Origin of the sequence: Thiomicrorhabdus cannonii (genome assembly GCF_013391695.1) — a bacterium.
Classification (GTDB): Bacteria; Pseudomonadota; Gammaproteobacteria; order Thiomicrospirales; family Thiomicrospiraceae; genus Thiomicrorhabdus; species Thiomicrorhabdus cannonii.
This window is the reverse complement of sequence record NZ_JACBGH010000001.1, coordinates 127,316-153,321: the sequence shown is the minus strand read 5'-3', so window position 1 is coordinate 153,321 and position 26,006 is coordinate 127,316. Positions and strand designations below refer to the sequence as shown.

Annotated in this window: 24 protein-coding genes; 15 read left to right on the top strand and 9 right to left on the bottom strand. The window is 52.8% G+C overall.

Annotated features, from left to right (window positions below; translation table 11 throughout):
- The first annotated feature begins 25 nt into the window (after positions 1 to 25).
- Positions 26 to 1,069 carry a thiamine-phosphate kinase gene (gene thiL / locus HZ297_RS00805; RefSeq protein WP_178860966.1) on the top strand — a complete coding sequence of 348 codons (1,044 nt, stop codon included), beginning with the start codon at positions 26 to 28 and terminating at the stop codon, positions 1,067 to 1,069.
- 72 nt (positions 1,070 to 1,141) lie between these two features.
- On the opposite strand, the gene aroG is transcribed toward thiL, so the two are convergent.
- Positions 1,142 to 2,212 carry a 3-deoxy-7-phosphoheptulonate synthase AroG gene (gene aroG / locus HZ297_RS00800; protein WP_178860964.1) on the bottom strand — a complete coding sequence of 357 codons (1,071 nt, stop codon included), beginning with the start codon at positions 2,210 to 2,212 and terminating at the stop codon, positions 1,142 to 1,144.
- Between the two features lie 371 nt (positions 2,213 to 2,583).
- Between aroG and HZ297_RS00795 the strand changes: the two genes are divergently transcribed.
- A complete protein-coding gene (locus tag HZ297_RS00795) occupies positions 2,584 to 2,877 on the top strand; it encodes a DUF3579 domain-containing protein (RefSeq protein WP_178860961.1) in 294 nt (97 codons plus the stop codon).
- Positions 2,878 to 2,963: 86 nt separating this feature from the next.
- On the opposite strand, the gene HZ297_RS00790 is transcribed toward HZ297_RS00795, so the two are convergent.
- From HZ297_RS00790 to HZ297_RS00780, 3 genes are all read right to left on the bottom strand, one after another.
- A complete protein-coding gene (locus HZ297_RS00790) occupies positions 2,964 to 3,749 on the bottom strand; it encodes a prepilin peptidase (protein WP_178860959.1) in 786 nt (261 codons plus the stop codon).
- 150 nt (positions 3,750 to 3,899) lie between these two features.
- Complete coding sequence (gene queD, locus HZ297_RS00785) at positions 3,900 to 4,280, bottom strand: 6-carboxytetrahydropterin synthase QueD (protein WP_178860957.1); 381 nt, start codon at positions 4,278 to 4,280, stop codon at positions 3,900 to 3,902.
- A gap of 128 nt (positions 4,281 to 4,408) precedes the next feature.
- Positions 4,409 to 5,290 (bottom strand): polyprenyl synthetase family protein, encoded by an 882-nt coding sequence (locus HZ297_RS00780; protein WP_246261558.1) that lies wholly within the window; start codon positions 5,288 to 5,290, stop codon positions 4,409 to 4,411.
- Between the two features lie 239 nt (positions 5,291 to 5,529).
- On the opposite strand from HZ297_RS00780, the gene HZ297_RS00775 reads away from it, so the two are divergent.
- Complete coding sequence (locus HZ297_RS00775; RefSeq protein ID WP_178860953.1) at positions 5,530 to 6,162, top strand: CBS domain-containing protein; 633 nt, start codon at positions 5,530 to 5,532, stop codon at positions 6,160 to 6,162.
- 105 nt (positions 6,163 to 6,267) lie between these two features.
- On the opposite strand, the gene trxA is transcribed toward HZ297_RS00775, so the two are convergent.
- Together trxA and HZ297_RS00765 are read right to left on the bottom strand one after the other, a co-directional pair.
- Positions 6,268 to 6,633, bottom strand: coding sequence for a thioredoxin (gene trxA, locus HZ297_RS00770; RefSeq protein WP_178860951.1), 366 nt, complete (start codon positions 6,631 to 6,633; stop codon positions 6,268 to 6,270).
- A 41-nt stretch (positions 6,634 to 6,674) separates the two neighbouring features.
- Entirely contained in the window at positions 6,675 to 8,066 is a 1,392-nt protein-coding gene (locus HZ297_RS00765; protein WP_178860949.1) for a class II fumarate hydratase, read from the bottom strand.
- A 200-nt stretch (positions 8,067 to 8,266) separates the two neighbouring features.
- Here HZ297_RS00765 and HZ297_RS00760 point away from each other — a divergent pair, with 200 nt between their 5' ends.
- Positions 8,267 to 10,297: an ATP-binding protein gene (locus HZ297_RS00760; protein ID WP_178860947.1), complete on the top strand. Its 2,031-nt coding sequence runs from the start codon at positions 8,267 to 8,269 to the stop codon at positions 10,295 to 10,297.
- Positions 10,298 to 10,350: 53 nt separating this feature from the next.
- Positions 10,351 to 11,004 carry a response regulator gene (locus HZ297_RS00755; protein WP_178860945.1) on the top strand — a complete coding sequence of 218 codons (654 nt, stop codon included), beginning with the start codon at positions 10,351 to 10,353 and terminating at the stop codon, positions 11,002 to 11,004.
- A 68-nt stretch (positions 11,005 to 11,072) separates the two neighbouring features.
- Here HZ297_RS00755 and HZ297_RS00750 read toward each other — a convergent pair whose 3' ends face one another.
- On the bottom strand, positions 11,073 to 11,792 hold the full coding sequence (locus HZ297_RS00750) for a DUF5610 domain-containing protein (protein WP_178860943.1): 720 nt from the start codon (positions 11,790 to 11,792) through the stop codon (positions 11,073 to 11,075).
- A 316-nt stretch (positions 11,793 to 12,108) separates the two neighbouring features.
- Between HZ297_RS00750 and prfB the strand changes: the two genes are divergently transcribed.
- Positions 12,109 to 13,204 (top strand): peptide chain release factor 2 gene (gene prfB, locus HZ297_RS00745; RefSeq protein WP_178860941.1). Its coding sequence is split into 2 segments (ribosomal slippage): positions 12,109 to 12,180 and positions 12,182 to 13,204, totalling 1,095 coding nucleotides; the frame shifts between segments, so codons are not numbered across the junction.
- Between the two features lie 88 nt (positions 13,205 to 13,292).
- Positions 13,293 to 14,807 carry a lysine--tRNA ligase gene (lysS, locus tag HZ297_RS00740; protein ID WP_178860939.1) on the top strand — a complete coding sequence of 505 codons (1,515 nt, stop codon included), beginning with the start codon at positions 13,293 to 13,295 and terminating at the stop codon, positions 14,805 to 14,807.
- 121 nt (positions 14,808 to 14,928) lie between these two features.
- Here lysS and ygfZ read toward each other — a convergent pair whose 3' ends face one another.
- On the bottom strand, positions 14,929 to 16,017 hold the full coding sequence (gene ygfZ, locus HZ297_RS00735; protein WP_178860937.1) for a CAF17-like 4Fe-4S cluster assembly/insertion protein YgfZ: 1,089 nt from the start codon (positions 16,015 to 16,017) through the stop codon (positions 14,929 to 14,931).
- Positions 16,018 to 16,247: 230 nt separating this feature from the next.
- On the opposite strand from ygfZ, the gene HZ297_RS00730 reads away from it, so the two are divergent.
- Positions 16,248 to 16,787, top strand: a complete 540-nt coding sequence (locus HZ297_RS00730; protein ID WP_178860935.1) for a chemotaxis protein CheW — start codon at positions 16,248 to 16,250, stop codon at positions 16,785 to 16,787.
- A 73-nt stretch (positions 16,788 to 16,860) separates the two neighbouring features.
- On the opposite strand, the gene nadB is transcribed toward HZ297_RS00730, so the two are convergent.
- Entirely contained in the window at positions 16,861 to 18,480 is a 1,620-nt protein-coding gene (nadB, locus tag HZ297_RS00725) for an L-aspartate oxidase (protein WP_343034734.1), read from the bottom strand.
- A 176-nt stretch (positions 18,481 to 18,656) separates the two neighbouring features.
- Here nadB and HZ297_RS00720 point away from each other — a divergent pair, with 176 nt between their 5' ends.
- From HZ297_RS00720 to recO, 7 genes are all read left to right on the top strand, one after another.
- Complete coding sequence (locus HZ297_RS00720) at positions 18,657 to 19,112, top strand: SoxR reducing system RseC family protein (RefSeq protein WP_178860933.1); 456 nt, start codon at positions 18,657 to 18,659, stop codon at positions 19,110 to 19,112.
- A 104-nt stretch (positions 19,113 to 19,216) separates the two neighbouring features.
- Positions 19,217 to 20,668 (top strand): DegQ family serine endoprotease, encoded by a 1,452-nt coding sequence (locus HZ297_RS00715; protein ID WP_246261557.1) that lies wholly within the window; start codon positions 19,217 to 19,219, stop codon positions 20,666 to 20,668.
- Positions 20,669 to 20,906: 238 nt separating this feature from the next.
- Positions 20,907 to 22,715 carry a translation elongation factor 4 gene (lepA, locus tag HZ297_RS00710; protein WP_178860931.1) on the top strand — a complete coding sequence of 603 codons (1,809 nt, stop codon included), beginning with the start codon at positions 20,907 to 20,909 and terminating at the stop codon, positions 22,713 to 22,715.
- Positions 22,715 to 23,485 (top strand): signal peptidase I, encoded by a 771-nt coding sequence (lepB, locus tag HZ297_RS00705; RefSeq protein ID WP_178860929.1) that lies wholly within the window; start codon positions 22,715 to 22,717, stop codon positions 23,483 to 23,485. The genes lepA and lepB overlap by 1 nt, the downstream gene beginning before the upstream one ends.
- 1 nt (position 23,486) lies before the next feature.
- Positions 23,487 to 24,197, top strand: coding sequence for a ribonuclease III (rnc, locus tag HZ297_RS00700; RefSeq protein WP_178860927.1), 711 nt, complete (start codon positions 23,487 to 23,489; stop codon positions 24,195 to 24,197).
- A 48-nt stretch (positions 24,198 to 24,245) separates the two neighbouring features.
- Positions 24,246 to 25,172 carry a GTPase Era gene (gene era / locus HZ297_RS00695; protein ID WP_178860925.1) on the top strand — a complete coding sequence of 309 codons (927 nt, stop codon included), beginning with the start codon at positions 24,246 to 24,248 and terminating at the stop codon, positions 25,170 to 25,172.
- 12 nt (positions 25,173 to 25,184) lie between these two features.
- The gene (gene recO, locus HZ297_RS00690; protein ID WP_178860923.1) at positions 25,185 to 25,904 is read left to right on the top strand and encodes a DNA repair protein RecO; all 720 of its coding nucleotides are present in this window, start codon (positions 25,185 to 25,187) and stop codon (positions 25,902 to 25,904) included.
- Positions 25,905 to 26,006: the final 102 nt, after the last annotated feature.

Genomic DNA, 26,006 nt, shown 5'->3' with positions numbered 1-26,006 from the left:
TTTTTGGTTTTTAAGGGAAGCAAGGATGGCGGAAGAGTTCAGATTAATTGACCGGTATTTCAAGCCGTTGAGTGCCGGTGTGCAGTCGGGTGATATCGGCATCGGTGACGATGGTGCGGTTTTGTCTGTTCCGGCCGGGCATCAGTTGGTGGTGGTCACCGATACCTTGGTTAGCGGCGTGCATTTTCCGGTGGATGCCAAACCCTATGATATCGCCTGGAAAGCGCTCGCGGTGAACTTGAGTGATTTGGCGGCCATGGCCGCCAAACCCGGATTTTTTTCGTTGGCACTGACGCTGCCGCACAATGATGCCGCCTGGCTTGAAGCCTTTGCGCAGGGCTTGCAGGCAATCAGTCGCGAATACGCGATTCCGTTGATTGGCGGCGACACCACCAAAGGGCCTTTGACGATTACCGTGACAGCGCATGGCTGGGTTGAACAGGGCAAGGCGTTGCTGCGCAGCGGTGCGAAGCCGGGCGATGTGATCTGCGTTTCCGGTTGTCTGGGAGATGCAGGTCTGGGGTTGAAACACGCGCTGCATCAGCTCAACGAAACTGAACAGACCGGGTTGACGCCCGGTCAGTGGCAGTCGGCTTTGCAGGCTTTGCATCGTCCCGTGCCGCAGCTTGCTTTGGGGAGAGCCTTGTGCGGCAAGGCGCATGCCGGTATTGATATTTCCGACGGCCTGCTGGCCGACCTCGGCCATATTGTGGAGTGTTCGCAGGCGCGTTTGCAGGCGGCGGGCTCGCAGGATATTTTAGGGGTGGAACTGTATCTGTCGGAACTGCCGTTGTCGGCGGCGATGCAGGCGTGGTTTGCGCAGCAGACCAGCTGGCATTTGCCGTTGGCTGCGGGCGACGATTACCAGCTCTGTTTGACCATGAGCGAGGCGGCCTACGCCGAATTGAAAATGCAGTTTCCGGATAAGCTGTATCGTATCGGCAGAATCACTGCGTCAGCGGGCATCGCTTTTTGGGATCAGCCGCAAGAGCAGGGTGGCAAACAGATGAGTCATCTTGAGGTGCTGGGCGAGCAGTATTGCCAGGCCAACGGTTACCAGCATTTTTGAAATCAGCCGGTCTTGTGCAGTGACAAAAAAGCCCCGAACTCGGGGCTTTTCATTAGGTTTTTGTTAACCGGCTTATTTTGCCGTGGCCTGGCGACGGTTTTGCACGCCTTGCGCCAGAATATCCAGAATCTTTTCGCTGTCTTCCCAGCCGATACACGCATCGGTGATGCTCTGACCGTAGGTGAGTGACTGACCTGGTTTGACATCCTGGCGGCCGCCGAGGATATGGCTTTCAATCATCGCGCCCATCAAGTGATAGGAGCCTTTGGAAAGCTGTTCGGCGATGGATTCGGCGACCACCAGCTGGCGCTCATGCTGTTTTTGGCTGTTGGCATGGCTGCAGTCGACCATCAGCTTGTCCTGAACGCCGGCTTGCTGCAGTAGCGAAACCGCTTCTTTGACGTGTTCTTCGTCGTAATTGGGGCCTTTGTTGCCGCCGCGCAGAATCACGTGGCAGTCCGGATTACCGTTGGTTTCAAAAATGGCCGAGTGACCGGCTTTGGTCAGCGACATGAAGATGTGCGGATTGTTGGCGGCACGGATCGCGTCCACGGCAATCTGGAAGCTGCCGTCGGTGCTGTTTTTGAACCCCACCGGACAGGACAGGCCGGAAGCCAGTTCGCGGTGCCCCTGGCTTTCGGTGGTACGTGCGCCGATAGCGCCCCATGCGATCAGATCGGCGATGTATTGTGGTGAAATCAAATCCAAAAACTCGGTGGCGGCCGGCACGGCCATGTCGTTGATGTCCAGCAACAAAGAGCGCGCCAATTCCAAACCGCGGTTGATCTGGAAGGATTCATCCAGTCCCGGATCGTTGATCAGGCCTTTCCAGCCGACCGTGGTGCGCGGTTTTTCAAAGTAAACGCGCATGACGATCAACAGGTCGTCCTGATGCTTGGCAATTTGCTCTTTGAGTTTCTGGGCGTATTCACGCGCTGCTTGCGGGTCGTGGATGGAGCAGGGGCCGATAATCACCAGCAGGCGGTCGTCGCGGCCTGACAGAATGTTGTGAATTTGCTGACGCGTATCATAAACCGTTTTGGCAGCGGTTTCCGTAATCGGAAATTGGTCATGCAGTTCGCATGGCGGGCGCACTTCGGTAATGTTTTTGATACGTAGGTCATCGGTTTGATACTGCGTCATACTCAACCCTAAAATACAGTTTCGTGTTAAAACGGCGCGACGGTCGCGGGCCATAAAAAAGTGATTTTGCTCAAAGCAGTCATAGCGCTTCAAGCTTATAAGAACGCGGTATTATGCCATGTTATCGCTTGAATTGCTTTAGGATTTTAGGTTTTTTAAAAGCCTTGAAGTGGAATCGGGCAGACCCGGCCTGTTGAGTTTTGCGGGGATTAGAAAAAAGCTATCGAATCGTTTAATAAAAATCACTCAAAAAGCCGTGTATAGGGCATGGATAAGGATGGCGATAGTTTTTTTTTGTGCTAAACTTAGTGCCCAAGAATTTAACAGTCGCTTATATAAATAGATTCAACACAAGATTCAGGCAAAATAACGTGCAGTGCAAATATATCATTCAAGGCTATACCGAGGACGGCCGCAAGTTCAGACCCAGTGATTGGATTGATCGTATCGCTTCTATGGGCGCGAGTTACGGCGATTCGCACCGTTTGGTGTTCTCCGATTTGCTGCATCCTGAGCTGTATGAAGGTGAGAAGTGTCTGATTATCGATACTGAGCTGGAAGTGAAAAACCCGATTATGTTTCAGTATGTATTGAATTTTGCCAAGTCCAACCATTTGAAAATGGTGCAGGTCTGCGAAGAGACCGAGGCGAAACTGGGATCGTAATCGGGTCAATCAGTCTATTTGTAATGCTTTTGAGAAAGCCGCTTGTTTAACCGACCAGCGGCTTTTTTATTTTCGGAGTTTGCCGTTTACAGCCATCCGGTGCCGGCAATCAGCGTGACCCAGCCGCCAATGGCGAGAAAAGGGCCGAAGGCGAGTGGCGAATGGTAGCTGCGCAATTTGAGTGCCACGCCGCCCAGGCCGATCACCAGGCTTGCCACAGAGGCGATCAGGATAATCTGCGGAATCGCCATGACCCCAAACCAGGCGCCGAGTGCCGCCAGCAGCTTGAAATCGCCATAGCCCATGCCTTCCTTGCCGGTAAGCCATTTAAAAGAATGGAATAGAATCCATAGCAGCATATAACCGATAGCGGCGCCCCAAATGGCGTCCACCGGCGTGGTGAAGAGGTGTTGGGTGTTGAAGAGCAGCCCCAGCCACATCAATGGCAGGCTGAGGTTGTCGAGTATCAGCTGGTGTTCGATGTCGATGACGCAGATGGTGATGAGTATCCAGGTAAACAGCAGCGCAGCAAAGCCGAGCGGTGTGGCGCCATACAGCCACATGCACGCGACCGTGCCGAGGGCGGTGGACAGTTCAATCAGCGGGTAACGCGCCGAAATCGGGGTGTGGCAGTGATGGCAACGCCCCTTGCTCCACAGCCAGCTGAACAATGGAATCAGGCGATACCACGGCAGGCGGGCGTCGCAGTTGGGGCATTTGGAACCGCCCAGGCTGATGCTTTTGAACTGTTCCGTTTCATCCAACAGCATAATGCGCGGCAAGCGCCAGCTCAACATGGAGATGAAGCTGCCGACGATCAAACCGATCAGGGCGCTGAAGAGGATAAGTTGGCTTTGACTGATGGCTTCCATGAATCACCTGCTGATAGGATAGAAAAGGTTGCAGGCGATTTTAACAGGCCGGGTGGCAAACGGCAGGGCTTTGTGGCTTAAAGTTTTTTAAGGCGCCATAAATCGGTAATGTCTGGTCGGTAATGTCTGGCGCCTGGGCGATCGCGGGGATCAGTTTTCCGAATAAGTCACGCAGTTGCGGTCGTTTTCCCAGACGGTGATGCTGTGCATTTTGACCTCGGGCGAGGTGATGCGTGCTGCAATCGCACGGTAGAGGTATACCGCGATGTTTTCCGCTGTCGGGTTGGTTTCGTGGAAGTAGGGGTGGTCGTTCAGGAAGGTGTGATCCAGCTCTTTAACCACCTCTTTGGCATGGCGTTTAATCTCTTTGAAATCGATGACCATGCCGATTTCGTTGAGTTGCGTGCCCATGACCTGCACCTCGATTTTCCAGTTGTGGCCGTGGAGTTTGGCACAATCACCCGGATAGCTGCGCAAGCTATGTGCGGAAGCGAAATCTAAAAGCGTTTTTAAAACAAATGTCTGTGCCATAACCTAAAAACTACACAAAAGGGAAAAGAAGCAGAATTATAGCGAAAAGCCGCCCGCATGAAAAGCATAACCCGCGGCCAACCTTTTGAAAGCCAACTATTTTTGGCTTCTTAAGCGACGCCTAAGGTTTAATGGTTGCGCTGTCCGATGTAATCGATCAGTTGCGCCAGAAACGGACTGGCAAAAGGCAGTTGCCGATATTGCTGTTGCGCCTGTTCGATCAGCTCGTTGCGGTAGCGTTTGGCGCCATCCAGACCGAGCAGTTTAGGATAGGTCGATTTGTCGGCTGCCAGATCGCTGCCTTGCGGTTTGCCGAGGGTGTCTGTATCGCCTTCAATGTCGAGAATGTCGTCCTGTACTTGAAAGGCTAGACCGATGGTTTTACCCAGTTCGGCGAGCGGCGCTTTGATTTCGGCATAGAGCGGACTGGCGGCGGCGCCCATGAGCAATGCGGCCTGAATCAAGGCGCCGGTTTTCATATTGTGTAGCTGTTCGAGCAGGGCCAGTTCGATGTTTTGGCCTTCAGAGGCGATGTCGAGCATCTGCCCGCCAATCATGCCGTTGATGCCTGCCGTGCGGCTCAGGATACGAATCATTTCCAGTCGGACGTCGGCAGACAGCGCAGCGTCTTCACTTAAAATCGAGAAAGCCAGTGTCTGTTGGGCGTCGCCCACCAGAATGGCAGTCGCCTCGTCGTACTGGATGTGGCAAGTTGGCTGGCCGCGGCGCAAATCGTCATCGTCCATGGCCGGCAGGTCGTCATGCACCAAAGAATAACTGTGAATCAACTCAATCGCGCAGGCGGCTTTATCTACTTGGGTTAACGGAATATTCAGCGCTTCGGCTACGGCGTAAATCAACGCCGGGCGCAAACGCTTGCCGCTGTTGAGGGTGGCGTAGCGCATCGCATCGATGAGTCGTTGCGGCACGTGAGGGTGGTTTTCGAAGGTTAACAATGCGGCCAGTTGATTGTGTACGCGCTGTTGAAAGCGTTTGAGTTGATCTTGCAAGGTGACTCCCATTCAGCATGGCTAGTGGCCGTTGTCCCTTAACGGCAGGCGCTTATTTTAACCAGAGGAAATGAATAAATACAGTTTGTTGCCGCCGTCGGGGGTATTATCTTTTATTGTATTGGGTGTGTGGGGCTGAACGGATAAGGGCGTTAGCGAAAATCCACGGCCGGCAAGATGGATGGGATGACTTATTTTTTCCGTTCTTTGGTCGATAAACCAAGAAAGGAGGGCGTGTTATGTTTGTGGTCTATAGCCCGGAAGGGCAGAGTTTTATTGGTGCTGCGCATAATCTGCCGGTTTTGAAGGTGGACCCGGCTACCCGCGTGCAGGAAACGCCTAAAAGCGGATTGGAAGACATGAACATGGAACCCGATCATTCCAATCCGCGTTTTCAGGCCGGCCAGGCATTAAAGCATTACCGCCAAACCCAGAAGGGGCAGCGGGAGCGCCATGTCGCAGTCAAAGTGGCGGAAATCATGTCGTCACCTGTGCATACCGTCGAGCCGGATGCGCTGTTGGACGAGGCGTGGGCGACGCTGCAGAAACATCAGGTGCACTATCTTCCAGTGGTGGTGGAAGGACGTTTGCTGGGAATTTGCTCCAAGTCGGATGTGCTCAAAAAGATTATTGTGCAATCCGGTGGCGTGGCCGAAATTGCCGAGAATCTGCGGGTGGCGGAGATTATGCAGTCGCAGGTGGTGACGGCGACGCTGGATACCGAAATCCGCCAGATCGCGATGGCGCTGACGGAGTACCATATCGGCGCTTTGCCGATTATGGATCAGCAGGAGCAGTTGGTGGGGATTGTGACCTTGGCGGATTTGGTGAGGCGCCTGTCGCAGGAGCCGCCGATCGAACTGTATGTATAGCGGTTATCGCGCAAACTGTGCGAAAACCTGAATTCAAAAACTCAACAGGCCGGGTAAGCGAACCTACCCGGCCTGTTGAGGTTTAAAAAGCAAAAAACCGCGTGTTTATTGCTGCTGTGCTTCTGCCAGATCCTGATGGACTTTTTCCATATCCAGCGCCAGCAATTGTTTGATGCCTTCTTCCAGCGCATTGCCTGGAATCGCACCCGGGTTGGAGAATACCACGATTTTTTCACGCATAAACACCAGGGTAGGAATCGAACGCACCTGGAACATGCCAGCTAACTCCTGCTCTTCTTCGACATTGACCTTGGCGAAGACGATTTCAGGGTATTTGTCGGAAACGGCTTCGAAAACCGGACCGAATTGTTTGCAAGGTCCGCACCATTCCGCCCAGAAGTCGAAAATGACGATTTCATTATCGGTGATGGTTTTTTCAAATTCTGCCGCCGTTAAGTTGATTACTGCCATGTCAGGCTCCTTCTTTTGCGTGTAAAAATAGTCAAAAATCGTTAAACGGTAGGGTTGCCGCCCTGGGTTAACAACGCTGGGTTCAGATATTTTTTCAGGGTGGCTTCATCCAGCTCGGTCATTTCCAGAGCCACTTCCAGCACCGGGCGTCCGCTACGGTAGGCTTCCTTGGCGATAGCCGCGCCTTTTTCATAACCCACCACCGTGTTCAGTGCGGTCACCAGAATCGGGTTGACGTCCAGCGCTTTTTGCAGGTTGGCGGTATTGACCGTAAAGCCTTTAATGGCCATGTCGGCCAGTTGCGTGACCGCCGTGGCGGCGATATGGATGCTCTGCAACAGGTTGAAGACAATCATCGGCAAGGCCACGTTCAACTGGAAGTTGCCGGACTGCCCGCCAACCGTAATGGCGGTGTGATTGCCCATGATCTGCGCGGCGACCATGCACACAGCCTCGGGAATGACCGGGTTGACTTTGCCGGGCATAATCGAGCTGCCGGGTTGCAGGGCGGGCAGTTGGATCTCGCCGAGACCCGCCAATGGGCCGGAGTTCATCCAGCGCAGGTCGTTGGCGATTTTCATCAGGCTGGTCGCCAAAACATTCAACTGACCGCTCAGCTCCACCGCGGTGTCCTGGCTGCTCAGGCCGACATAGAGGTTTTCCATCTGCTCAAACGGAATGGCGGTGATGGTCGACAGGTTGGCGGCCACCAAACGCCCGAATTCGGGTTCGGCGTTAATGCCCGTACCCACAGCGGTGCCGCCTTGCGGGATTTTGTGCAAACGCTTTTGCGTGTCTTGCAGACGGGCGATATTGTCGGTGATTTGCGCGCGCCAGCCTGATAATTCCTGACTCATCTTGACCGGTGTGGCATCCATCAGGTGGGTGCGTCCGGTTTTAACGACGTCGGCCACTTCCTTTTCTTTGTCTTCGATGGTTTCTGCCAGATGACGCAAGGCCGGCAACAGCTCCTCTTCCAATGCAATGGCCGCCGCCACGTGAATCGCGGTCGGAATTACGTCATTGGAGCTTTGGCTCATATTGACGTCATCGTTAGGGTGAACCTCGACGCCGGTCAGGTTTTTGGCGAGGGTTGCAATGACTTCATTGGCATTCATATTGGTGCTGGTGCCGGAGCCGGTCTGGAAGACATCGATCGGGAATTGATCCAGATACTGGCCTTTGATAATGACATCGGCCGCGGTTTGGATGGCGTGGGCTTTTTCTTCGCTCATCAATCCCAGTTCACGGTTGCTGTCCGAGCAGGCGAACTTCACGTAGCACAGCGCCTTGATGAAGTTGCTCGGCATGGGGGTGCCGCTGATAGGAAAGTTGTTGATCGCTCTTTGGGTTTGGGCGCCGTAGAGTGCGTCTTTAGGAACTTGCAGCGTTCCCATGCTGTCTTTTTCGATTCGGTATTGGACGTCTGACATGATGACAATGGTTTTGTAAAGGGTTGGCTTTAAAAACAGTCATTTTAGTCGATTGTGGTGCCATTGTGGCGACTTAATCGCAAAAATGCCGTTTATGGGGTTAAACCGTTCGTTTTGGATGTATAAGCATCTTTTGTTGAAGTGGTTTGCGCTATGATGTGAACAAAACGATTGGAATGTTTCAAGGCCGGATTGGTGTAATGGAAAAACAAGTTTTTGAACAATGGGTCATGGCTGAAACGCTTTGGTGGAGCTGCGCATCTGAAAAGCCTGAGATGATTTTGCAGTCTTCAGCGGCGCTGCAGTCGCTTTTCGACCGGGCGTTAAGCCGTCTGGGCGATTTGACCGGCAATGGGGAAACCCCGTTGTTGCATTTGAAGGTACGGGAGATCATTGAAAATCCGTTGAAGGATATACGTTTTGTCTGCGCCTATGATACGAATCAGGGAAAACTCTCCTTTCAGCATCGGTTGAAGTTCTTTGAGCAGGACGGTCAGGGCGTGGTGTTTGCGGAATGTGTCGATGTCACCGAGATGGTGCAGTTGGAAAGAGAGATTGTCGATGCGCAAGGACGCTTGTCATTGACCCAGTTGTATGAGCGGCAGGCACTGCTGGAGGAGCAGAACCGCATCATTCAGGAGTCGTACTGCAAGCAGTCCCGCTTTTTGGCGTTGTTGAGTCATGAGCTGCGTTCGCCGCTATTGGGGATTAACAGCATGGTCGGGCAGTTGAAAAGCCTGTACGCTAACGACGTCTATTTGCTGGAACGCTTAAAGGTCATTAATCTGACCGCCGAGCAGATGATTTTTTTGGTGAACGATATTTTGACCTATTCGCAAACCGAATATGAATCCGTCACCCTGCACCCACGGCGCTTCTCGCTCAAGCAGACATTTGACTATGTCAAACAGCTGACCAAATCGATTGCCACCGACAAGGGGGTGTTTGTTTCATTGGTCTATCGCGGTGAGCAGGATTGGGTGTTTGGCGACAGCGTCAGGCTCTCGCAGATATTGATTAACTTGATTGTCAACGGCATTAAGTTCACGCCGATGGGAGGCGTGTCGGTAGAGGTGCGTCAGCTGGAACAGGACAACTTCTCTTTTGTGGTGACCGACTCGGGCGAAGGGATCGAAGAGGATAAGCTGAAGCAGATATTTGATCCGTTTACGCAGTTTAAAACCGAAGGGGCTACCCGCACCATGGGCTCCGGGCTGGGGTTGTCGGTGGTCAAGCATCTTATCGATCTGATGGGCGGGGAGATCGCCGTGACCTCAACGGTTGGGGTGGGGACGACGTTCAGTTTCTCGCTGCGGTTGCCGGCGGCGGAAGAAAATGGTCACGGCAAGATCGAATCGGTTACGACACATGCCGTTGAAACCGACACATTGCACTATCGGCATGCCAAGGTTTTAGTGGTGGATGACTCCAAAATCAACCGGATGGTATTGAGCGGTTATTTGAGGGAGCTGGGGTGTGACGTGCATGAGGCGCATGACGGACAAGAGGCCTGGAATATGTTTCAACAGCATCAGTTTGAATATGTATTTCTGGATATTCAGATGCCCATTATGGACGGTTTCAAGGTGATGGAGTTGATTCAGACGCTTGATCACCACGGAGCGGCGGCGCAGCTGAAAGCGGTTTTTGCCGTGACCGCCGGCGGCGGCGAAGAGTTAATTCCCCAAGGCAAGACATTGGCATCACTCGGGTTTTCGCGCTGGCTGGTCAAGCCCATCAGCAAGGAGCAGGTGTTGGAGTTGTTGGATTCTGCCCAAGGTTGTGCCGTTGCCGTGCAGGATAAGGCAGATAATCAGGATGAGGTTGTTTTGCCTTTGCTCGTCGATGAGCAGGACGATGCCGACCAAAAAACTGAACAGGCCGGGAGGCTGGTGGAAGATTTGCAGCATATTCCGGCGCATTTTCAGAATCTGTTTTCGCCTTTTGTAGAGGAGTTTAAACAGAATCTGGTGCAGTTGGAACAGGCGCTGAAAGCGCAGCAATGGCATGAGATCAAGGCCCTGGCGCACTATATGAAAGGCAATTGCATGGTGTTTCAGTTGCAGGTCTGGGTCGCGCTGTTGCGGGAGGTCGAGCAAATAACCCAAGGCGAGCCGGATGAGCAGGTGCGAGAGGCGGGTATTCAAGCGCATGTGGATGCATTGCAATCTGCGGTTAAACACCTTGAGAATCATCAGGTTTTTAGTCATAATAGCGCAAAAGATAATTGAAATTTACAATATGAATGACAGGAAGTCTTTCTATTTCAAGAGGTTAGGATTTCATGACTAAGAAGATTACGATTTTATTGGCCGAAGACCATAGCTTGGTAAGAGCCGGATTCAAATCCATTCTGCAATCTGAAGAAGACTTCGCTGTCGTTGGCGAAGCCGAAGACGGGTTGGAGTGTTTGGAGCTGGTGCGTACCAAAACGCCGATGGTGGTGCTGTTGGACCTGTCTATGCCGAAGTTGAGCGGTTTGAACGCGATTTCGCATATCAAGAAGCGTTATGCCGATACTAAGATTATCGTGCTGACTGCGGCGGAAACCCCCAGCGTGTGGATGGAAGTGTTGGAGTTGGGAGTCAATGGTATTGCCATGAAGTCGGTATCGCAGAAAGAGTTGATTGCCGGCGTGCGCAAGGTGGTAGAGGGGGAAACCTTTATTCACTCCGAAATCCAGCCGATTCTGGATGCGGAAACCGACAAGATGACGGCCAACAAAAAATTGTCGGTGCGTGAGAAGCAGGTGGTTAAACTGGTGGCGGAAGGTTACAAAACCAAAGAGATCGCGGAGATTCTGGATATCAGTGACCGCACGGTTTCCAAGCACCGCGAAAACCTGATGACCAAGATGGGTGTGACGTCTACTGCAGAAATCACCAACTATGCGAATGAGTCTGGCTTGACCAAAGTGCGTCTGGAAGAGATTGAATAACTCAATTTTCAGGTTGGTATAAATAAGGGGCTTTGATAGCCCCTTTTTTTATGGCCGGTGCAGGTTCTTTAAACCGGTTTTTCAGTAGTATTGGTGGCGGCTTCGACAAGGTTGTCGGTTGTTAGCTTGGCCACTTCTTCAGTCGTCGCTGTACCCAGGAAGTTGGCTTTGAATTCCTCTAATCCTTTTTGAACCAGTTCGTAGGTTTTATCGATATTGGTGGCGATGTCGCCTTCCAGTACTTTCATGTCGTCCAGAATGCCCTTGGCGGAGTCGAAACCTTGCGAAATCCCGTTGCCGATGACATCCAGAAAGCGGGTGATCAATGCTTCACCTTGCAGATTGGGGTTGGCTTTCTGGAAGGCGGCCAGCATCGCGGTGCTGCCGTCAACAATGCGTTTTGCGGTGTTTTCCGGAGACCAGAAATCCATGCCGCCCTGTGCTTGCAGGGCTTCCTCGCTGATCGGCGGCATGTCGCTTTTTCCGAGTTCCGCGCTGAGGATCTCGTTTAATTTGTCAATCGCCTCTTGAAAGGTGATTTTCAGGGCGTTGCTGCTTGCTGTTTCGGGGTTGCCGAAAAGGTGTTGCACGAGATTGGCCTGTTGCTCCTGGCGCAACGTGGTGCGTGCTTCGTGAACAGTATGGGCTTTTTCGCTGGCCTGTTCGGGTAGATCAGGCTGACCATGCACGCGTTTGCCGCTGTTTTCCGGATTGGCGTGCTCCGGCGCCAGGCCGCGTTCTTTGCGGTAGGCGTTGATCGCTGTATTTTGAATGGACTCGATAGCCATGGAGTTGTCCTCTTTTTAAATCGGTAGAGAGATTTATGTTCTTTTTCATCATCTTACGCCTTATTGCTATATGGCGTAAATAATTAATGATGATGGTGAGGACAAGCGCTGAAAGTATGGTTTTTTTAAAGACGGATGGTCCGTGCCCAACGCCGTTTTGTCCTGCAGTTTCCCTTAGTATGTGTAAGGTATCGACCGATTGTTGGAATGCTTGAGTAAAAGCGTGCATTTCGTCAATACAATCGTCAGCAAAAAATTGCAAATCCTGTTATTATTCCCGTTTATTTTTTACCCGTGTAAAAGAAGGGCTAAGTAGATGGAATTAAACCCGATTTACAGTCGTATGCAGGACTACCAAGAGCGCACCACGTCGCTTAGGGGGTATCTTTGACTATGAGACCAAGTCGGAAAGATTAGTCGAGGTTTTGCGCGAGTTGGAAGATCCGGGGATTTGGAATAATCCCGAAAATGCGCAGGCGCTCGGCAAAGAGAAAGTGGCGCTTGAGAACATTGTGGCGACGATTGACGAGTTGGAAGAGGGCTTGAGTTCCTGCAACGAGTTGGTCGAATTGGCGGAGATGGAAAACGACGCCGAGTTGGTCGAGGAAATCAAAGGCGAACTCGACGGTTTGGGCGAAAAGCTTGAAAAACTCGAGTTCCAGCGCATGTTCTCGGGCGAGATGGACGCCAATAACTGTTATGTGGAAATCCAGTCGGGTTCCGGCGGCACCGAAGCGCAGGATTGGGCGAGTATGCTGCTGCGCATGTATCTGCGCTGGGCGGATGCGCACGGTTTTGATGCCGAACTGATGGAAGTGACGGACGGCGATGTCGCCGGGATTAAGAGCGCCACCATTCACGTCAAGGGCGATCACGCCTTCGGCTGGTTGCGCACCGAAACCGGCGTGCACCGTCTGGTGCGCAAGTCGCCGTTTGATTCGGGCAACCGCCGTCATACCTCGTTTTCGTCGGTGTTTATCTCTCCGGAAATTGACGACAGCTTTGAAATCGATATCAATCCGGCGGATTTGCGTATCGATGTGTACCGCGCCAGCGGTGCGGGCGGTCAGCACGTTAACCGTACCGAATCGGCGGTGCGTATTACCCATCTGCCCACCAATACCGTGGTGCAGTGTCAGAACGGACGCTCCCAGCATCAGAACAAGGCCGAAGCGATGAAGCAGCTGCGTGCCAAGCTGTATGAGCTGGAGATGATGAGCCGCAATGCCGAGAAACAGGCGCTGGAGGACTCCAAATCGGATATCGGCTGGGGAAGCCAGATCCGTTCCTACGTGCTCGATTCGGGGCGCATCAAAGATTTGCGTACCGGGGTTGAAACCGGCAATACCGGTGCGGTATTGGACGGCGAACTGGATCAGTTTATTGTCGCCAGTTTGAAATCCGGGCTGTAACCATTATTTATTTTTAGTTTTGAATCCTTAACCCGGCCTGTTGAGTTTTTTAAGTGCCCGGTTAAACCAATGCGAAGAGAGTGATCGAATGTCAGAAACTCAAAATACCCAACCTGAAGTGGATGAGAACAAAATCATCGCCGAACGCCGCGCCAAATTGACGGCATTGCGCGAGATAGGGCATTCTTACCCGAATACGTTCCGCCGCACCGACAGCTCGGCCGCGCTGCATGCCAGCTATAACGAGTTGAGCAAGGAAGAGATGGAGAACATGGAACCGGTGCGCGTCAAGGTGGCCGGCCGTATGATGTTGCGTCGCATTATGGGTAAAGCCAGTTTTGCCACGCTGCAGGACCATGAAGGCCGCATTCAGGTGTATGTGACACGTGACGAGTTGCCGGAAGGTTTCTACAACGAGCAGTTCAAGAAGTGGGATTTGGGCGATATCGTCGGCGCCGAGGGCTGGTTGTTCAAAACCAATACCGGTGAGTTGTCGGTCCATGTTGAACATATCGAGTTGATTACCAAGTCGATCCGTCCTCTGCCGGACAAGTTCCACGGTTTGCAGGATCAGGAGGTCAAGTACCGTCAGCGTTACATCGACCTGATCGTCAACGAAGAGAGCCGCAAGACCTTTCTGTTGCGTTCCAAGATTGTGCAGCACGTGCGCAATTTCCTCAGCCACAAAGGCTTTATGGAAGTGGAAACGCCAATGATGCACGTCATCCCGGGCGGCGCCTCGGCCAAGCCATTCTCGACGCACCACAACGCGCTGGATATGCCGTTGTTCTTGCGTATTGCGCCGGAGCTTTATCTGAAGCGCTTGGTGGTGGGCGGTTTTGAACGCGTGTTTGAAATCAACCGTTCGTTCCGTAACGAAGGGCTTTCAACCCGCCACAACCCTGAATTCACCATGGTGGAATTCTATGCGGCCTACACCGACTATCATGAGTTGATGGATTACACCGAAGAGTTGCTGAAAGAACTGGCGATGATGACCGTCGGCTCAACCCAGGTGCCTTATCAGGGACAGACGTTCGATTTCGGCAAACCGTTTGCGCGCTTGAGCATGAAGGATGCGATTCTGCAATACAATGCGGATATTACGCGCGAACAGCTCGAAGATTTGCAGTCGGCGCGTGACGTGGCGCGCAAGCTGCACATCAAGGTGGATGAGGCGAGCGGTTTGGGCAAAGTGTTGACGGAAATCTTTGAAGAAACCGTTGAACACCGCCTGATGGATCCGACTTTCATTATCGAATATCCGGCCGAAGTGTCGCCATTGGCACGCCGTAACGATCAGGATCCGTTTATCACCGACCGTTTCGAGCTGTTTATCGGCGGGCGCGAGTTGGCCAACGGTTTTAACGAGTTGAACGACGCCGAAGATCAGGCCGAGCGTTTCCGTGCGCAGGTTGCCGCCAAAGAGGCCGGTGACGATGAGGCGATGCATTACGACGAAGATTACATCACCGCGTTGGAACATGGTATGCCGCCGACAGCGGGCGAAGGTATCGGTATCGACCGTCTGGTGATGCTGTTCACCGATTCGGCGTCTATCCGCGATGTTCTTTTGTTCCCGCATATGCGTCCGGCGACCTGATTCGACGTTAATGCCAAATAAACAAAAAGCCCCGAATTCGGGGCTTTTTGCTATCTGTGCTTGACGAATTGAGGCCGAGAATTTCGGCGAAGCAGTCGCCGAAAAAACTCAACAGGCCGGGTTATTCGTCATCCAGAATCGAATAAGGCAGCGGTTCAATGATGGCCGCAGCGCCGTTGGCGAGTTTTAGCTGTCCTTCGGCGTTTTCCAGCGATTTTAACGTGCCTACGGCTAGGCAAAGCGTGCCCTTGAAAATGTCCGGACGCGCCTTGATGATGTCGAGGTTGTGGTTTTTGCCGCTGTCATCCGCCAGCGTCAGGGTGTCGCCGGCGGTTAAGGCTTCGACACTATCCAGATGCAGGCGCAGCAAGCGTTTGGTCACTTTGCCGCGGTAGTGGATGCGTGCAATGATTTCCTGCCCGGGGAAGCAGCCTTTTTTGAAGTTAATCGCCCCGATTTTATCGAGGTTCAAAAATTGCGCCACGATTTTGCCGCTGGTGGCGTGCTCGATTTCGGCAATACCGGCGGCAATGTTGAGCAGGTCCCAATCATAGCTGTTGGTCAAGTCGCTGTTTTCGCGCAGACGCGTCCAGGCATATTGCATCTGTTCGGCGGGGCCGAAAATCTCATAACGGTGGTAAGGGCCGGGGACTTTGACGATAAAACTGTCCTGTAGTTCTTCGGCTTGAGCCGGTCCGCATGCGTAAATCTCTTTGATTTTGGTGCTTAGGCGGCGTTGAACGTCCAAATCGGCAAACTCGCCGGCAAAGCCGATATGAATGAAATCATGGCTGACATCTTCGATTTGCACCGCCGAACGCAGTACAAACATTTTCAGGCGTTTTTGAATGCTTTCTTTAAGCGAGCCGTCGAAGCTCAGGTAGAAATCGCCACGGAATTTGAAAACCAGAAAAGTCGCCAGAACCTGACCTTGCGGATCGCAATAGGCGCTGTACTGTGCTTGGTTGTCGGTGACGTCGCCAAGATCGTTGCTTAATTGGCCTTGCAGAAATGTAAAGGCATCGTTGCCGCTAACCTTGAGAAGCGCCTGATGGCAAAGGCTGGTGACGACCGGGCCGTGCTTGATCAGAAAACGTTCGATTTCCGGCTGTCCGAAAGTGGAAATTTTACCTGCCGCATCAAATTGTGCGCCCAATTGCAGTAAAAAATCTTTCCAAGCAGGGTTGGAGGTGTGTTCCACAAAACTCATAAAAAGTCCTTTTTGCAAAATGTGCTCAAATGATACTCTGTGTCCGCCAAAATCGCAAAATGGCTTGTGTGTTTGCGAGCTGTTTGCAGCACGTTTCTGCCCAGTTTATTGGTGCAAAGTGCGCAGCGGGGAATTGGATTTGAATTTTAGCCAACCAGCCATTACTATTGCGGTTATTATTGAAAAAATTAATAAAGCGTTTTGCGTCGCATACAGATTGGAGACAGGGTGTGTCTGAATTAAAAAAAGATTTTTTGACCTTCCGTTTGGGCAAGGAAGAGTTTGCTGTTGAAATTCGGCGAGTGCAGGAGATCAGAGGGTGGGAAGAACCTACGCCGCTGCCGAATGTACCCAAATTTGTAAAAGGGGTGGTGGATTTGCGCGGCAATGTCGTGCCGATTCTTGATCTGCGCGAGAAGTTCAAGCTTGCCGTGAGCTATGATGCGACCACGGTGGTGATTGTGGTGCATGTTTTTACCTCTCAGGGCGAACGCGTTGTCGGTCTGGTTGTGGATGCCGTTTCAGATGTGCAGCAGTTTGATATGAATGGCCTGCAACCTGCACCGGATGTGGGTACCACGATCGATAACCAGTTTATTCTGGGATTGACGACGCTGGCGCCCATTCAGACGCAGTCGAGTCAAACAAACGCCGAAGTCAGCAAGCCCAAAGGCAAGATGGTGATTTTGATCGATCTCGATAAGCTGACTTCGGAAGGGTTGATCGAGCAGGTGACGACGCCTCAAGATATGCCGGTGGGTAACGGCTGAGACCTGGCCTGTTGAATCCATAAAAAACGCACCTTTCGGTGCGTTTTTTATGCCCGGGATTTAGCTGCCGGATTCAGCTTTTATGTTTGGTTTTTTTAGCAGGTTTGGGTTTTAGGATGGTCGGCTTGGCTTTTTTGCGCAGGCCGGGGTAGTCCAGATTGTAGTGCAGGCCGCGACTTTCCTTGCGGGTTTGCGCGCTTTTGACCATCAGCTCCGCCACCAGCGCCAGATTGCGCAGTTCCAGAAAGTCGCTGTGCACGGTATGTTCGCAGTAGTATTCATTAATCTCTTTTTGCAGATTGCGAATACGCTGTCTGGCACGCTTCAGGCGGTCGTTGGTGCGTACGATACCGACATAGTCCCACATCACGCGTCTGAGTTCGTCCCAGTCATGGGAAACCAGAATCTTTTCTGCAGGATCGGTCACCAGGCTGCTGTCCCAGGGGCGGGGGGCTTCGTCGTTATTTAGCGGCTGTTCATAAGCCTTTTCGATGCTTTGGCGCGCGGTTTCGGCAAACACCAGCCCTTCTACCAATGAATTGCTGGCCAGGCGGTTGGCGCCATGCAGGCCGGTGTAGGCGGTTTCACCAATGGCATAGAGTCCGGCCAGGTCGGTTTCACCGGACAGATTGGTGACAACGCCGCCGCAGGTGTAATGTGCCGCCGGAACCACCGGAATCTGTTCCTCACTGATATCGATACCGTCGTTTAAACAACGTTCAAAAATGGTGGGGAAGTGGTTTTGGATAAACTCCCGTGATTTGTGGGTAATATCCAGATAGACGCAATCGAGTCCATGCTTTTTCATTTCGTGGTCGATGGCGCGTGCGACGATATCGCGTGGCGCCAGGTCTTTACGGCTGTCATACTGTTCCATAAACGCGGTGCCGTCAGGCAGGCGCAAGATGCCGCCTTCGCCGCGCACCGCTTCGCTGATCAAAAACGAGCGGTCCTGCGGATGATAAAGGCAGGTCGGGTGGAACTGGTTGAACTCCAGATTGGCGACCGAACAGCCGGCGCGCCACGCCATGGCAATGCCGTCACCGGTCGAAGTGTCCGGATTGCTGGTGTACAGATAGGCTTTGCTGGCGCCGCCGGTGGCCAGCACCGTGAAGTCCGCCCAGATGTCGTAAACGGTATTTTCGCGTTTATTCAGCACATAGGCGCCAATGCAACGCTTATGTGCTTTGTTGAGAATCAGGTCAATGGAAATGTGATCGGGCAGCAGGGTGATATTCGGATGGCTGTACACGGCCTGAATCAAGGTTTCCAAGACAGAGTGTCCGGTGTGGTCGGCGGCATGGATGACACGGCGGTGGCTGTGTCCGCCTTCCTGCGTCAGATGAAAAGGGTAGGTGCATTCGTTGCCTTCGCACCGGCTGAAAGGTACACCCAGTTCAATCAGTTCACGGATGGAGTGCGCGGCGTGTTTGGCCACCAGCTCAACCGCGGCAGGATCGCATAGCCCGGCGCCTGCTTCCTCGGTATCCACAATATGTGATTCGATGCTGTCGAACGGGTCGAGTACCGCGGCGATGCCGCCTTGCGCATAGTTGGTGCTGCCTTCTGAGAGGGAAGATTTGGCCAATACAATCACCTTGTGTTTGGCGGCCAGTTTCAGTGCGATGGACAGCCCGGCAATACCACTGCCGATCACCAAAATCTCTGTTTTCAAACTTTTCGAGTTAACCACTCAGTTTCCTTTGAATATTGGGGGTTGAATCGGTGTTGAGCAAACGCTTGTTGCGGAACCGGGGGATGTTCTTGGCAGACAAGTCAGGCGGGAAGCATTAAACTAGCGCTTATTATAGAGAATCGCACGATTGATACGAAGTTTTTATACGAACTAGCGCAGGGGCTGAAGCGAATATGGAACAAAATCTTTTGAGAACGCAAGGCGTGGTGGTTGCCGTGGAAGGCGATTATGCGCGGGTGGAATATGCTCGTCAAAGCGCCTGTGGCGGCTGTCAGTCGGCATCAGGTTGCGGTACCGGTGCGCTTTCCAAACTGTTTTCTTCAACATCGAACGCGCCGCTGACCGTCATCAATCAGCTCAATGCCAAAGTAGGGGATAAGGTGGTTTTGACGCTGGACGAATCGATTGTGGTCAGGCACGCCTTTATGGCGTACGGACTGCCCTTGATTGGCCTTTTTATTGGGGCAGTTACTTTAAAAGCCCTGGCATCGACCATATTGGAAGGTTCGGAAACCCTTTTGGACTGGGCGGCGGTATTTGGCGGCGGAGCGGGGCTGTTGCTGGGCTGGTGGATCACGCGCCGTTTTTATCGCCCGTTGTTGCCGCACATCAGCGAAGTCGTCGGCTAATCCGTGCTTTCAAGGATTTTTTAAGACTTTACTGGTTGGTCTTTGGTTAGCATAAGGGTGTTGTTCATTTTCTTATTAGGAATATTAAACGCAGGGTGAGTTGTATGAAAAAAGTCTCGTTGATTGCTTTGGCGATGACCGGTGCATTATTTATGACACAGGCGCCTTATGCCATGTCCGACAATGTCGTGAATCCCCCTTCTCCGGCCGCGTCGTCAGCCACTCCTCAGTTTTATGGGTTGCCGGATTTCAGCCAATTGGCCGAGGACAATAGCCCGGTGGTGGTGAACATCAGCACCACCAAGAAAATTCAGCGTTCCGGTCATCCTGGCGTTCCCGGTATGCCGGATGAGCTGCTGCGCTATTTCTTCGGCATCCCGGGGATGAAGCCGATGCCGGAACAGCCGCAGGAAGATGAAGTCCATTCGCTGGGTTCCGGTTTTATTATCAGTGAAGACGGTTACATTCTGACCAACAACCATGTGATTGATGGCGCGGACGATATCGTGGTGCGCATGAGCGACCGCAAAGAGTGGAAAGCGCAGGTGGTCGGTTCCGATCCGCGCACCGATGTGGCGTTGCTTAAAATTGACGCTAAAGGCTTGCAGTCGGCCAAGATAGGCAGTTCCAAGGGCTTGAAGGTGGGGCAGTGGGTGTTGGCCATCGGCGAACCTTTCGGATTGGATTATACGGTGACCCACGGTATCGTCAGCGCCCTGGGGCGCGCCTTGCCGGATGACAGTTATGTACCGTTTATTCAAACGGATGTTTCCATTAACCCCGGTAACTCGGGTGGTCCGCTGTTTAACCTGGCCGGTGAAGTGGTTGGTATCAACTCGCAGATTTACAGCAAGAGCGGCGGTTCGATGGGCTTGTCGTTCTCGATCCCGATCGATATTGCCATGAATGTCGCCAACCAATTGATGGATAGCGGCAAGGTTGCCCGCGGTTTCCTGGGGGTGCAGGTGCAGGAAGTGACCAGCAATTTGTCGAAGTCATTCGGTCTGGAGGCGCCAACCGGTGCGCTGGTGGGACAAACCTATCCGGATACGCCGGCGGAGCGCGCGGGTATTCGCGCCGGGGACATTATTCTGGAGTTTAACGGCCAGAAAGTGGAGAAATCATCCGATTTGCCGCCAATGGTCGGTATGGCGAAAATCAATGAGCCGATCAAGGTCGTGTTGCTGCGTCAGGGCAAGCGCATGAATTTGACGGTGAAACTGACGGAGATGGATAAGGCCGAGCAACTGGCTTCCGCTCAAATGGGCGAGGTTAAAAACGACCGCTTGGGCGCGAGCGTCGAGGCGCTGACCAAAGACGAACTGGATGCTTTGAATTTGCCGTTTGGCGTCAAGGTGACGGCGGTGCGTGACGGAGCGGCGAAAACAGCCGGTATTCGTCCGGGCGATGTGATTGTCACCATCGACTTCCAGCCGGTGAAGAGTGTGGACGCCTTGCGTCAGATTGTTAAAGAGGCTCAGCCGGGGCGTTCGTTGCCGGTGCGGGTAGTACGCAATAAACGTTCGCTGTTCCTGCCGTTGGTGTTGGAAAAATAAGCGGTTTGAACGGAGGCGTGGTTGCGTCAAAACGGTGAGATTTATCGCTGCGTCGGCGAATAAATTGTCGTAAAATACGCAACTATTAGATTTTGAACCGAAACTTCGGGGTGAAGCGTTATTATGAGCGTTTACTCTGAGGGAATAAGGGGCTGTAAGCCCCTTTTTTTATAGCGATTTTTATTAAAAAAGACTCAGGGAGCGCCCGTACGGGCGCTATCTTATTGTTGGAGCCTAAATGTCAGACGCGTTGAAACTGATCCGAAACTTTTCCATTATTGCCCACATCGATCACGGCAAATCAACCATTGCTGACCGCTTTATTCAGCTTTGCGGCGGCTTGACCGAACGCGAAATGGAAGCCCAGGTGTTGGACTCCATGGACATCGAACGTGAGCGCGGTATCACCATCAAAGCGCAAAGCGTGACCTTGCATTACAAGGCCAAAGACGGCAATACCTATCAGTTGAACTTTATCGATACGCCTGGCCACGTGGATTTCTCCTATGAAGTGTCGCGCTCGTTGGCCGCCTGTGAAGGCGCTTTGCTGGTGGTGGATGCCTCGCAAGGGGTTGAGGCACAAACCGTAGCCAACTGTTATACGGCCATTGAACAAGGTTTGGAAGTGCTGGTGGTGCTCAACAAGATCGACCTGCCGGCGGCCGATCCGGAGCGTGTGATCGAAGAGGTGGAAGAGATTATCGGCATTGAAGCCGAAAATGCGGTTCGCGCCAGTGCCAAGGCAGGCATCGGCATCGAAGAAACGCTGGAAGATATCGTCACCAAGATTCCGCCGCCGCAAGGTGACCCGAATGCGCCATTGAAAGCCCTGATTATCGACTCCTGGTTTGATAACTACCTGGGCGTGGTTTCCTTGGTGCGTGTGATTGACGGCAAAATCGGCAAAAAAACCAAAATGCGCGTGATGTCGACCAAGGAAGACTATCTGGTTGACGATGTGGGGATTTTCACGCCCAAACGTACCTCCAAGTCATTCCTGTCAGCCGGTGAAGTAGGTTATGTGGTCGCCGGCATTAAAGACATCGACGGCGCGCCGGTAGGGGATACCCTGGCGGATGCCGCAGCACCGGCCATTCAACCGTTGGCGGGCTTTAAACCGGCTCAGCCGCGCGTTTTTGCGGGTCTGTTCCCGGTCACTTCCGAAGATTATGAGGATTTACGTGAAGCCTTGCGCAAACTGCGCCTGAACGATGCGGCGCTGCATTTTGAACCGGAAACCTCGGAAGCACTCGGCTTCGGTTTCCGTTGCGGCTTCCTCGGCATGTTGCACATGGAGATTATCCAGGAGCGTCTGGAACGTGAATACGATCTCGATCTGATCACCACAGCGCCAACGGTTGTTTACGAAGTATTGACCAAAAAGGGCGATGTGATCCGCATTGACAACCCTTCAGAGCTGCCTGATCCCAGCACGATTGCCGAGATTCGCGAGCCGATTATTCAGGCGAACATCCTGGTGCCGCAGGAGCATGTCGGCGCGGTGATGAAACTGTGTATCGAAAAACGCGGTATCCAGAAAGATATGCAATATTCAGGCGGACAGGTTTCCATCAACTATGAACTGCCGCTTAACGAGGTGGTATTGGATTTCTTTGACCGCTTGAAGTCTTGCAGCCGCGGTTATGCGTCGATGGACTACGAGTTCAAACGCTTCCAGGCGGATGATCTGGTGCGTATGGACTTCCTGATCAACAGCGAGCCGGTGGATGCCTTGGCGGTGATTGTGCACCGCAGCTTTGCGGTACAGCGCGGCAAAATTATTATCGAGAAACTGCGCGAAGTCATTCCGCGCCAGATGTTTGATGTGGCGATTCAGGCGGCCATCGGTGCCAAGGTCATCGGCCGTACCAACGTCAAGGCCCTGCGCAAAAACGTAACGGCCAAGTGTTACGGCGGTGACGTGTCGCGTAAGAAGAAACTATTGCAGAAACAGAAAGAAGGTAAGAAGCGCATGAAGTCGATCGGTAGTGTCGAATTGCCGCAAGAAGCGTTCCTGGCGATTCTGGACACAGGAGGAGAGGGCTGATGAGCTTTGAACTGATACTGGTGATTGTCACCGCCATTACCGGCGTAATCGCGTATGTCGATCGCGTGGTATGGCGTCCGAAACGTCAAAAAGCCATTACCACTGAAAACGAGCCGATTATTATCGAATATGCGCGCTCGCTGTTTCCGATCTTTTTGGTGGTGCTGATTCTGCGCTCTTTTGTGATTGAACCTTTCCGCATTCCGTCAGGTTCGATGTATCCGACGCTGGAGATCGGCGACTTCATTGCGGTGAGCAAATTCTCTTACGGCATCAAACTGCCGGTCACGCAGACCAAACTGATTCCGGTCGGCGAACCGGAACGCGGTGATGTCGTGGTGTTCAGCTATCCTAACGATCCGGACGTGGATTACATCAAACGTATTATTGGTTTGCCGGGTGATGAAATCGCCTATATGGGACGTGTTTTGTTCATTAACGGCCAAGCCGTTGCGCAGCTGCCGAAAGGCAAATATCTGGGCAATGACTCCGGTGCGGTGATGAACGGCGCGCAAGTCGTCGCGGAAACCTTTGCCAGCGGTAAAACGCATGATATTTTATTGGATCTGGATAAAGCCAGCCATGATATGGGGCCAATTACCGTCCCGGCAGGCCATTACTTTGTGATGGGTGATAACCGCGACCACAGTAACGACAGCCGTTTCTGGGGCTTTGTGCCGGAAAAGAATCTGAAAGGCAAGGCCTTTGGTATCTGGATGAACTGGGATAACGGTATTCACTTGAATCGCCTCGGTAAAGGAATTGAGTGATATGAAATCTCCAAATGCAACCTTGGGTGTAGAGCGACAGGCTAAATTGCAGCAGTTGTCCAACAAAATCGGTTACGAGTTTAACGATCTGGACTTTTTGCAACGCGCGCTGACACATCGCAGTGTCGGCGCTAAAAACAATGAACGCTTGGAGTTTCTGGGCGACAGCCTGGTCAACTTCATGATTGCGGATATTTTGTTTCACCAGTTTACCAAACTGCCGGAAGGCGACATGAGCCGGGTGCGGGCGCATCTCGTTAAGGGCGATACCTTGGCGGTGATCGGCAAGGAATACGATTTAAGCGATTATCTGGTATTGGGGCCGGGCGAACTGAAAAGCGGCGGTTTCCGCCGCAACTCCATAATTGCCGATGCGGTCGAGGCGATTATCGCCGCCGTTTACGAAGATGGCGGATTGGAAGCTTGCCGCGCATTGGTGGAGCGTTTCTATGCCAAACGGTTGGCCGAACTCGATCCCAAGAATATCGGCAAAGACCCGAAAACGCGCCTGCAGGAGTACCTGCAATCGCGTCAGGAGCCTCTGCCCGAATACAGCATTATCAGTGTCAACGGCGCGGCTCATGCGCAGGAATTCACCGTGAGTTGTTATGTTGAACGCCTCAATACCAAGTTTGAGGCCACCGCTTCGAGCCGGCGCAAGGCCGAGCAGAAAGCGGCGGAAACCGCGCTCGAAGCCCTGGGTGAGTTGTAACCCGTCATACTCTCCGCACCCGCTGCGACCATATTAAGGAACTAAACGATGGATCAAGCCACCACAGTACATGATTTTCAATGCGGTTTTGCCGCGGTCATCGGCCGTCCTAATGTCGGTAAGTCGACCATTATGAACGAGCTGTTGGGGCAGAAGTTGAGCATCACTTCGCACAAGCCGCAAACCACGCGTCACCGCATCCACGGCATTCATACCACCGAGTCTTACCAGATTGTCTATGTCGATACCCCGGGTATGCATCTGGGCGGACAGAAAAGCATCAACGACTACATGAACCGCACCGCCCGCAGCGCCTTCGAGGACGTGGACGTGATTCTGTTTGTGGTCGAAGCGGGGCGCTGGACGGAAGAGGACCAGGCGGTCGCCAACCGTCTGAAAGGCGTGGAGGTGCCGGTGGTCGTGGTCGTCAACAAAATCGACAAGTTCAAAAACAAAGAAGAGTTGATGCCGTTCCTGCAACAGGTTGGCGAGCAGGTTGCGATGACGACGCTGATTCCGGTATCGGCCTACAAGAAAAACGGTCTGGATCTGATTGTCGCGGAAGTGTTGAAGTACATTCCCAAACAGGCGGCGATTTTCCCCGAAGACGAAATCACCGACCGTTCCACCCGTTTTCTCGCCGCCGAGATCATTCGCGAAAAACTCATGCGTACGCTGGGTGAAGAGGTGCCTTATGGCGCTACGGTGGAAATCGAAGAGTTCAAATGGGATCAGGATGAAGGGCGTTGGATTGTACACGCGCTGATTCTGGTGGAACGTGCCGGGCAGAAGAAAATCGTCATCGGCAACAAAGGCGAGATGATCAAAAAAATGGGCACCCAGGCGCGCAAAGACCTGGTGGCCTTGATGGGCGCGCGCGTACATCTGGAGCTGTGGGTCAAAATCAAAGAGAACTGGTCGGACGACATTCGCGCCCTGGCCAGCTTGGGCTACAACGACAATTACAGCAGCTAAGCGGAGTTTGGCGTGGAGATTCGCCAGCCTGCTTATGTGTTGCACCGTCGCGCCTACCGCGAAACCAGTCTGCTGGTGACGCTGCTGACACCCGAGCACGGTAAAATCAATGCGGTGGTGCGCGGCGTCAGAGGCAAAACGCGCAGCGCCTTGCAAAAAAATGCGGTGCTGCAGCCTTTTCAGAAATTGCAGATTCAGTGGAAAGAAAAAGCGCACACTACGTCCGATCTGGTGACGCTCAGCCTGTTTGAACCGGAACCTTTGCGTTTTCCGCTGGAGGGCGAAGCCAGCTTCTGCGGGCTTTATATGAACGAGCTGCTCTATCGCCTGCTGTATCACGGTGCGGCGGTGGAGGAGTTGTTCGCCGACTACGAACAGGCCCTGTTTGCGCTCCTCAAAACGCACAACCGCAGCGAACAGGCCTGGGTGTTGCGCCAGTTTGAGAGCGCGTTGCTGCAGGCCTTGGGGGTGGAGTTGAACGGCGTTGATGACGCCCATCATCAGCCGCTGCAAGCCGCGCAGGACTATCTCTATTATCCGGAAATGGGCGCCTATCCGTATCAGGAAGGTATGCAGCAGGGCGGAGTCTTGATAAGCGGCGCGTGTTTGCAAGCGCTGGCCGAGCGCCGATTTTGCGAGGCCTGTCTGCCGCAGTGGAAAGTGTTGTTGCGGCAGATTCTCAGCGTTTATTTGGGAAACAAGCCGATTCTGGCAAGACAACTATTTAAGTAGGCTACTTTTAAGTAGTCGAGTAAATGACGATTTAACAACGGTAAAAAAACTCAACAGGCCGGGTAGGGGTCTTCTTACCCGGCCTGTTGAGATTCTAAAATC

Bases quoted from the DNA above. Each gene is read 5' to 3' on its own strand.
- thiL (WP_178860966.1), top strand. From the start codon at position 26: ATGGCGGAAGAGTTCAGATTAATTGACCGGTATTTCAAGCCGTTGAGT.
- aroG (WP_178860964.1), bottom strand. From the start codon at position 2,212: ATGACGCAGTATCAAACCGATGACCTACGTATCAAAAACATTACCGAA.
- HZ297_RS00790 (WP_178860959.1), bottom strand. From the start codon at position 3,749: ATGGAAGCCATCAGTCAAAGCCAACTTATCCTCTTCAGCGCCCTGATC.
- queD (WP_178860957.1), bottom strand. From the start codon at position 4,280: ATGGCACAGACATTTGTTTTAAAAACGCTTTTAGATTTCGCTTCCGCA.
- HZ297_RS00775 (WP_178860953.1), top strand. From the start codon at position 5,530: ATGTTTGTGGTCTATAGCCCGGAAGGGCAGAGTTTTATTGGTGCTGCG.
- trxA (WP_178860951.1), bottom strand. From the start codon at position 6,633: ATGGCAGTAATCAACTTAACGGCGGCAGAATTTGAAAAAACCATCACC.
- HZ297_RS00765 (WP_178860949.1), bottom strand. From the start codon at position 8,066: ATGTCAGACGTCCAATACCGAATCGAAAAAGACAGCATGGGAACGCTG.
- HZ297_RS00760 (WP_178860947.1), top strand. From the start codon at position 8,267: ATGGAAAAACAAGTTTTTGAACAATGGGTCATGGCTGAAACGCTTTGG.
- HZ297_RS00755 (WP_178860945.1), top strand. From the start codon at position 10,351: ATGACTAAGAAGATTACGATTTTATTGGCCGAAGACCATAGCTTGGTA.
- HZ297_RS00750 (WP_178860943.1), bottom strand. From the start codon at position 11,792: ATGGCTATCGAGTCCATTCAAAATACAGCGATCAACGCCTACCGCAAA.
- lysS (WP_178860939.1), top strand. From the start codon at position 13,293: ATGTCAGAAACTCAAAATACCCAACCTGAAGTGGATGAGAACAAAATC.
- ygfZ (WP_178860937.1), bottom strand. From the start codon at position 16,017: ATGAGTTTTGTGGAACACACCTCCAACCCTGCTTGGAAAGATTTTTTA.
- HZ297_RS00720 (WP_178860933.1), top strand. From the start codon at position 18,657: ATGGAACAAAATCTTTTGAGAACGCAAGGCGTGGTGGTTGCCGTGGAA.
- HZ297_RS00715 (WP_246261557.1), top strand. From the start codon at position 19,217: ATGAAAAAAGTCTCGTTGATTGCTTTGGCGATGACCGGTGCATTATTT.
- lepA (WP_178860931.1), top strand. From the start codon at position 20,907: ATGTCAGACGCGTTGAAACTGATCCGAAACTTTTCCATTATTGCCCAC.
- lepB (WP_178860929.1), top strand. From the start codon at position 22,715: ATGAGCTTTGAACTGATACTGGTGATTGTCACCGCCATTACCGGCGTA.
- rnc (WP_178860927.1), top strand. From the start codon at position 23,487: ATGAAATCTCCAAATGCAACCTTGGGTGTAGAGCGACAGGCTAAATTG.
- era (WP_178860925.1), top strand. From the start codon at position 24,246: ATGGATCAAGCCACCACAGTACATGATTTTCAATGCGGTTTTGCCGCG.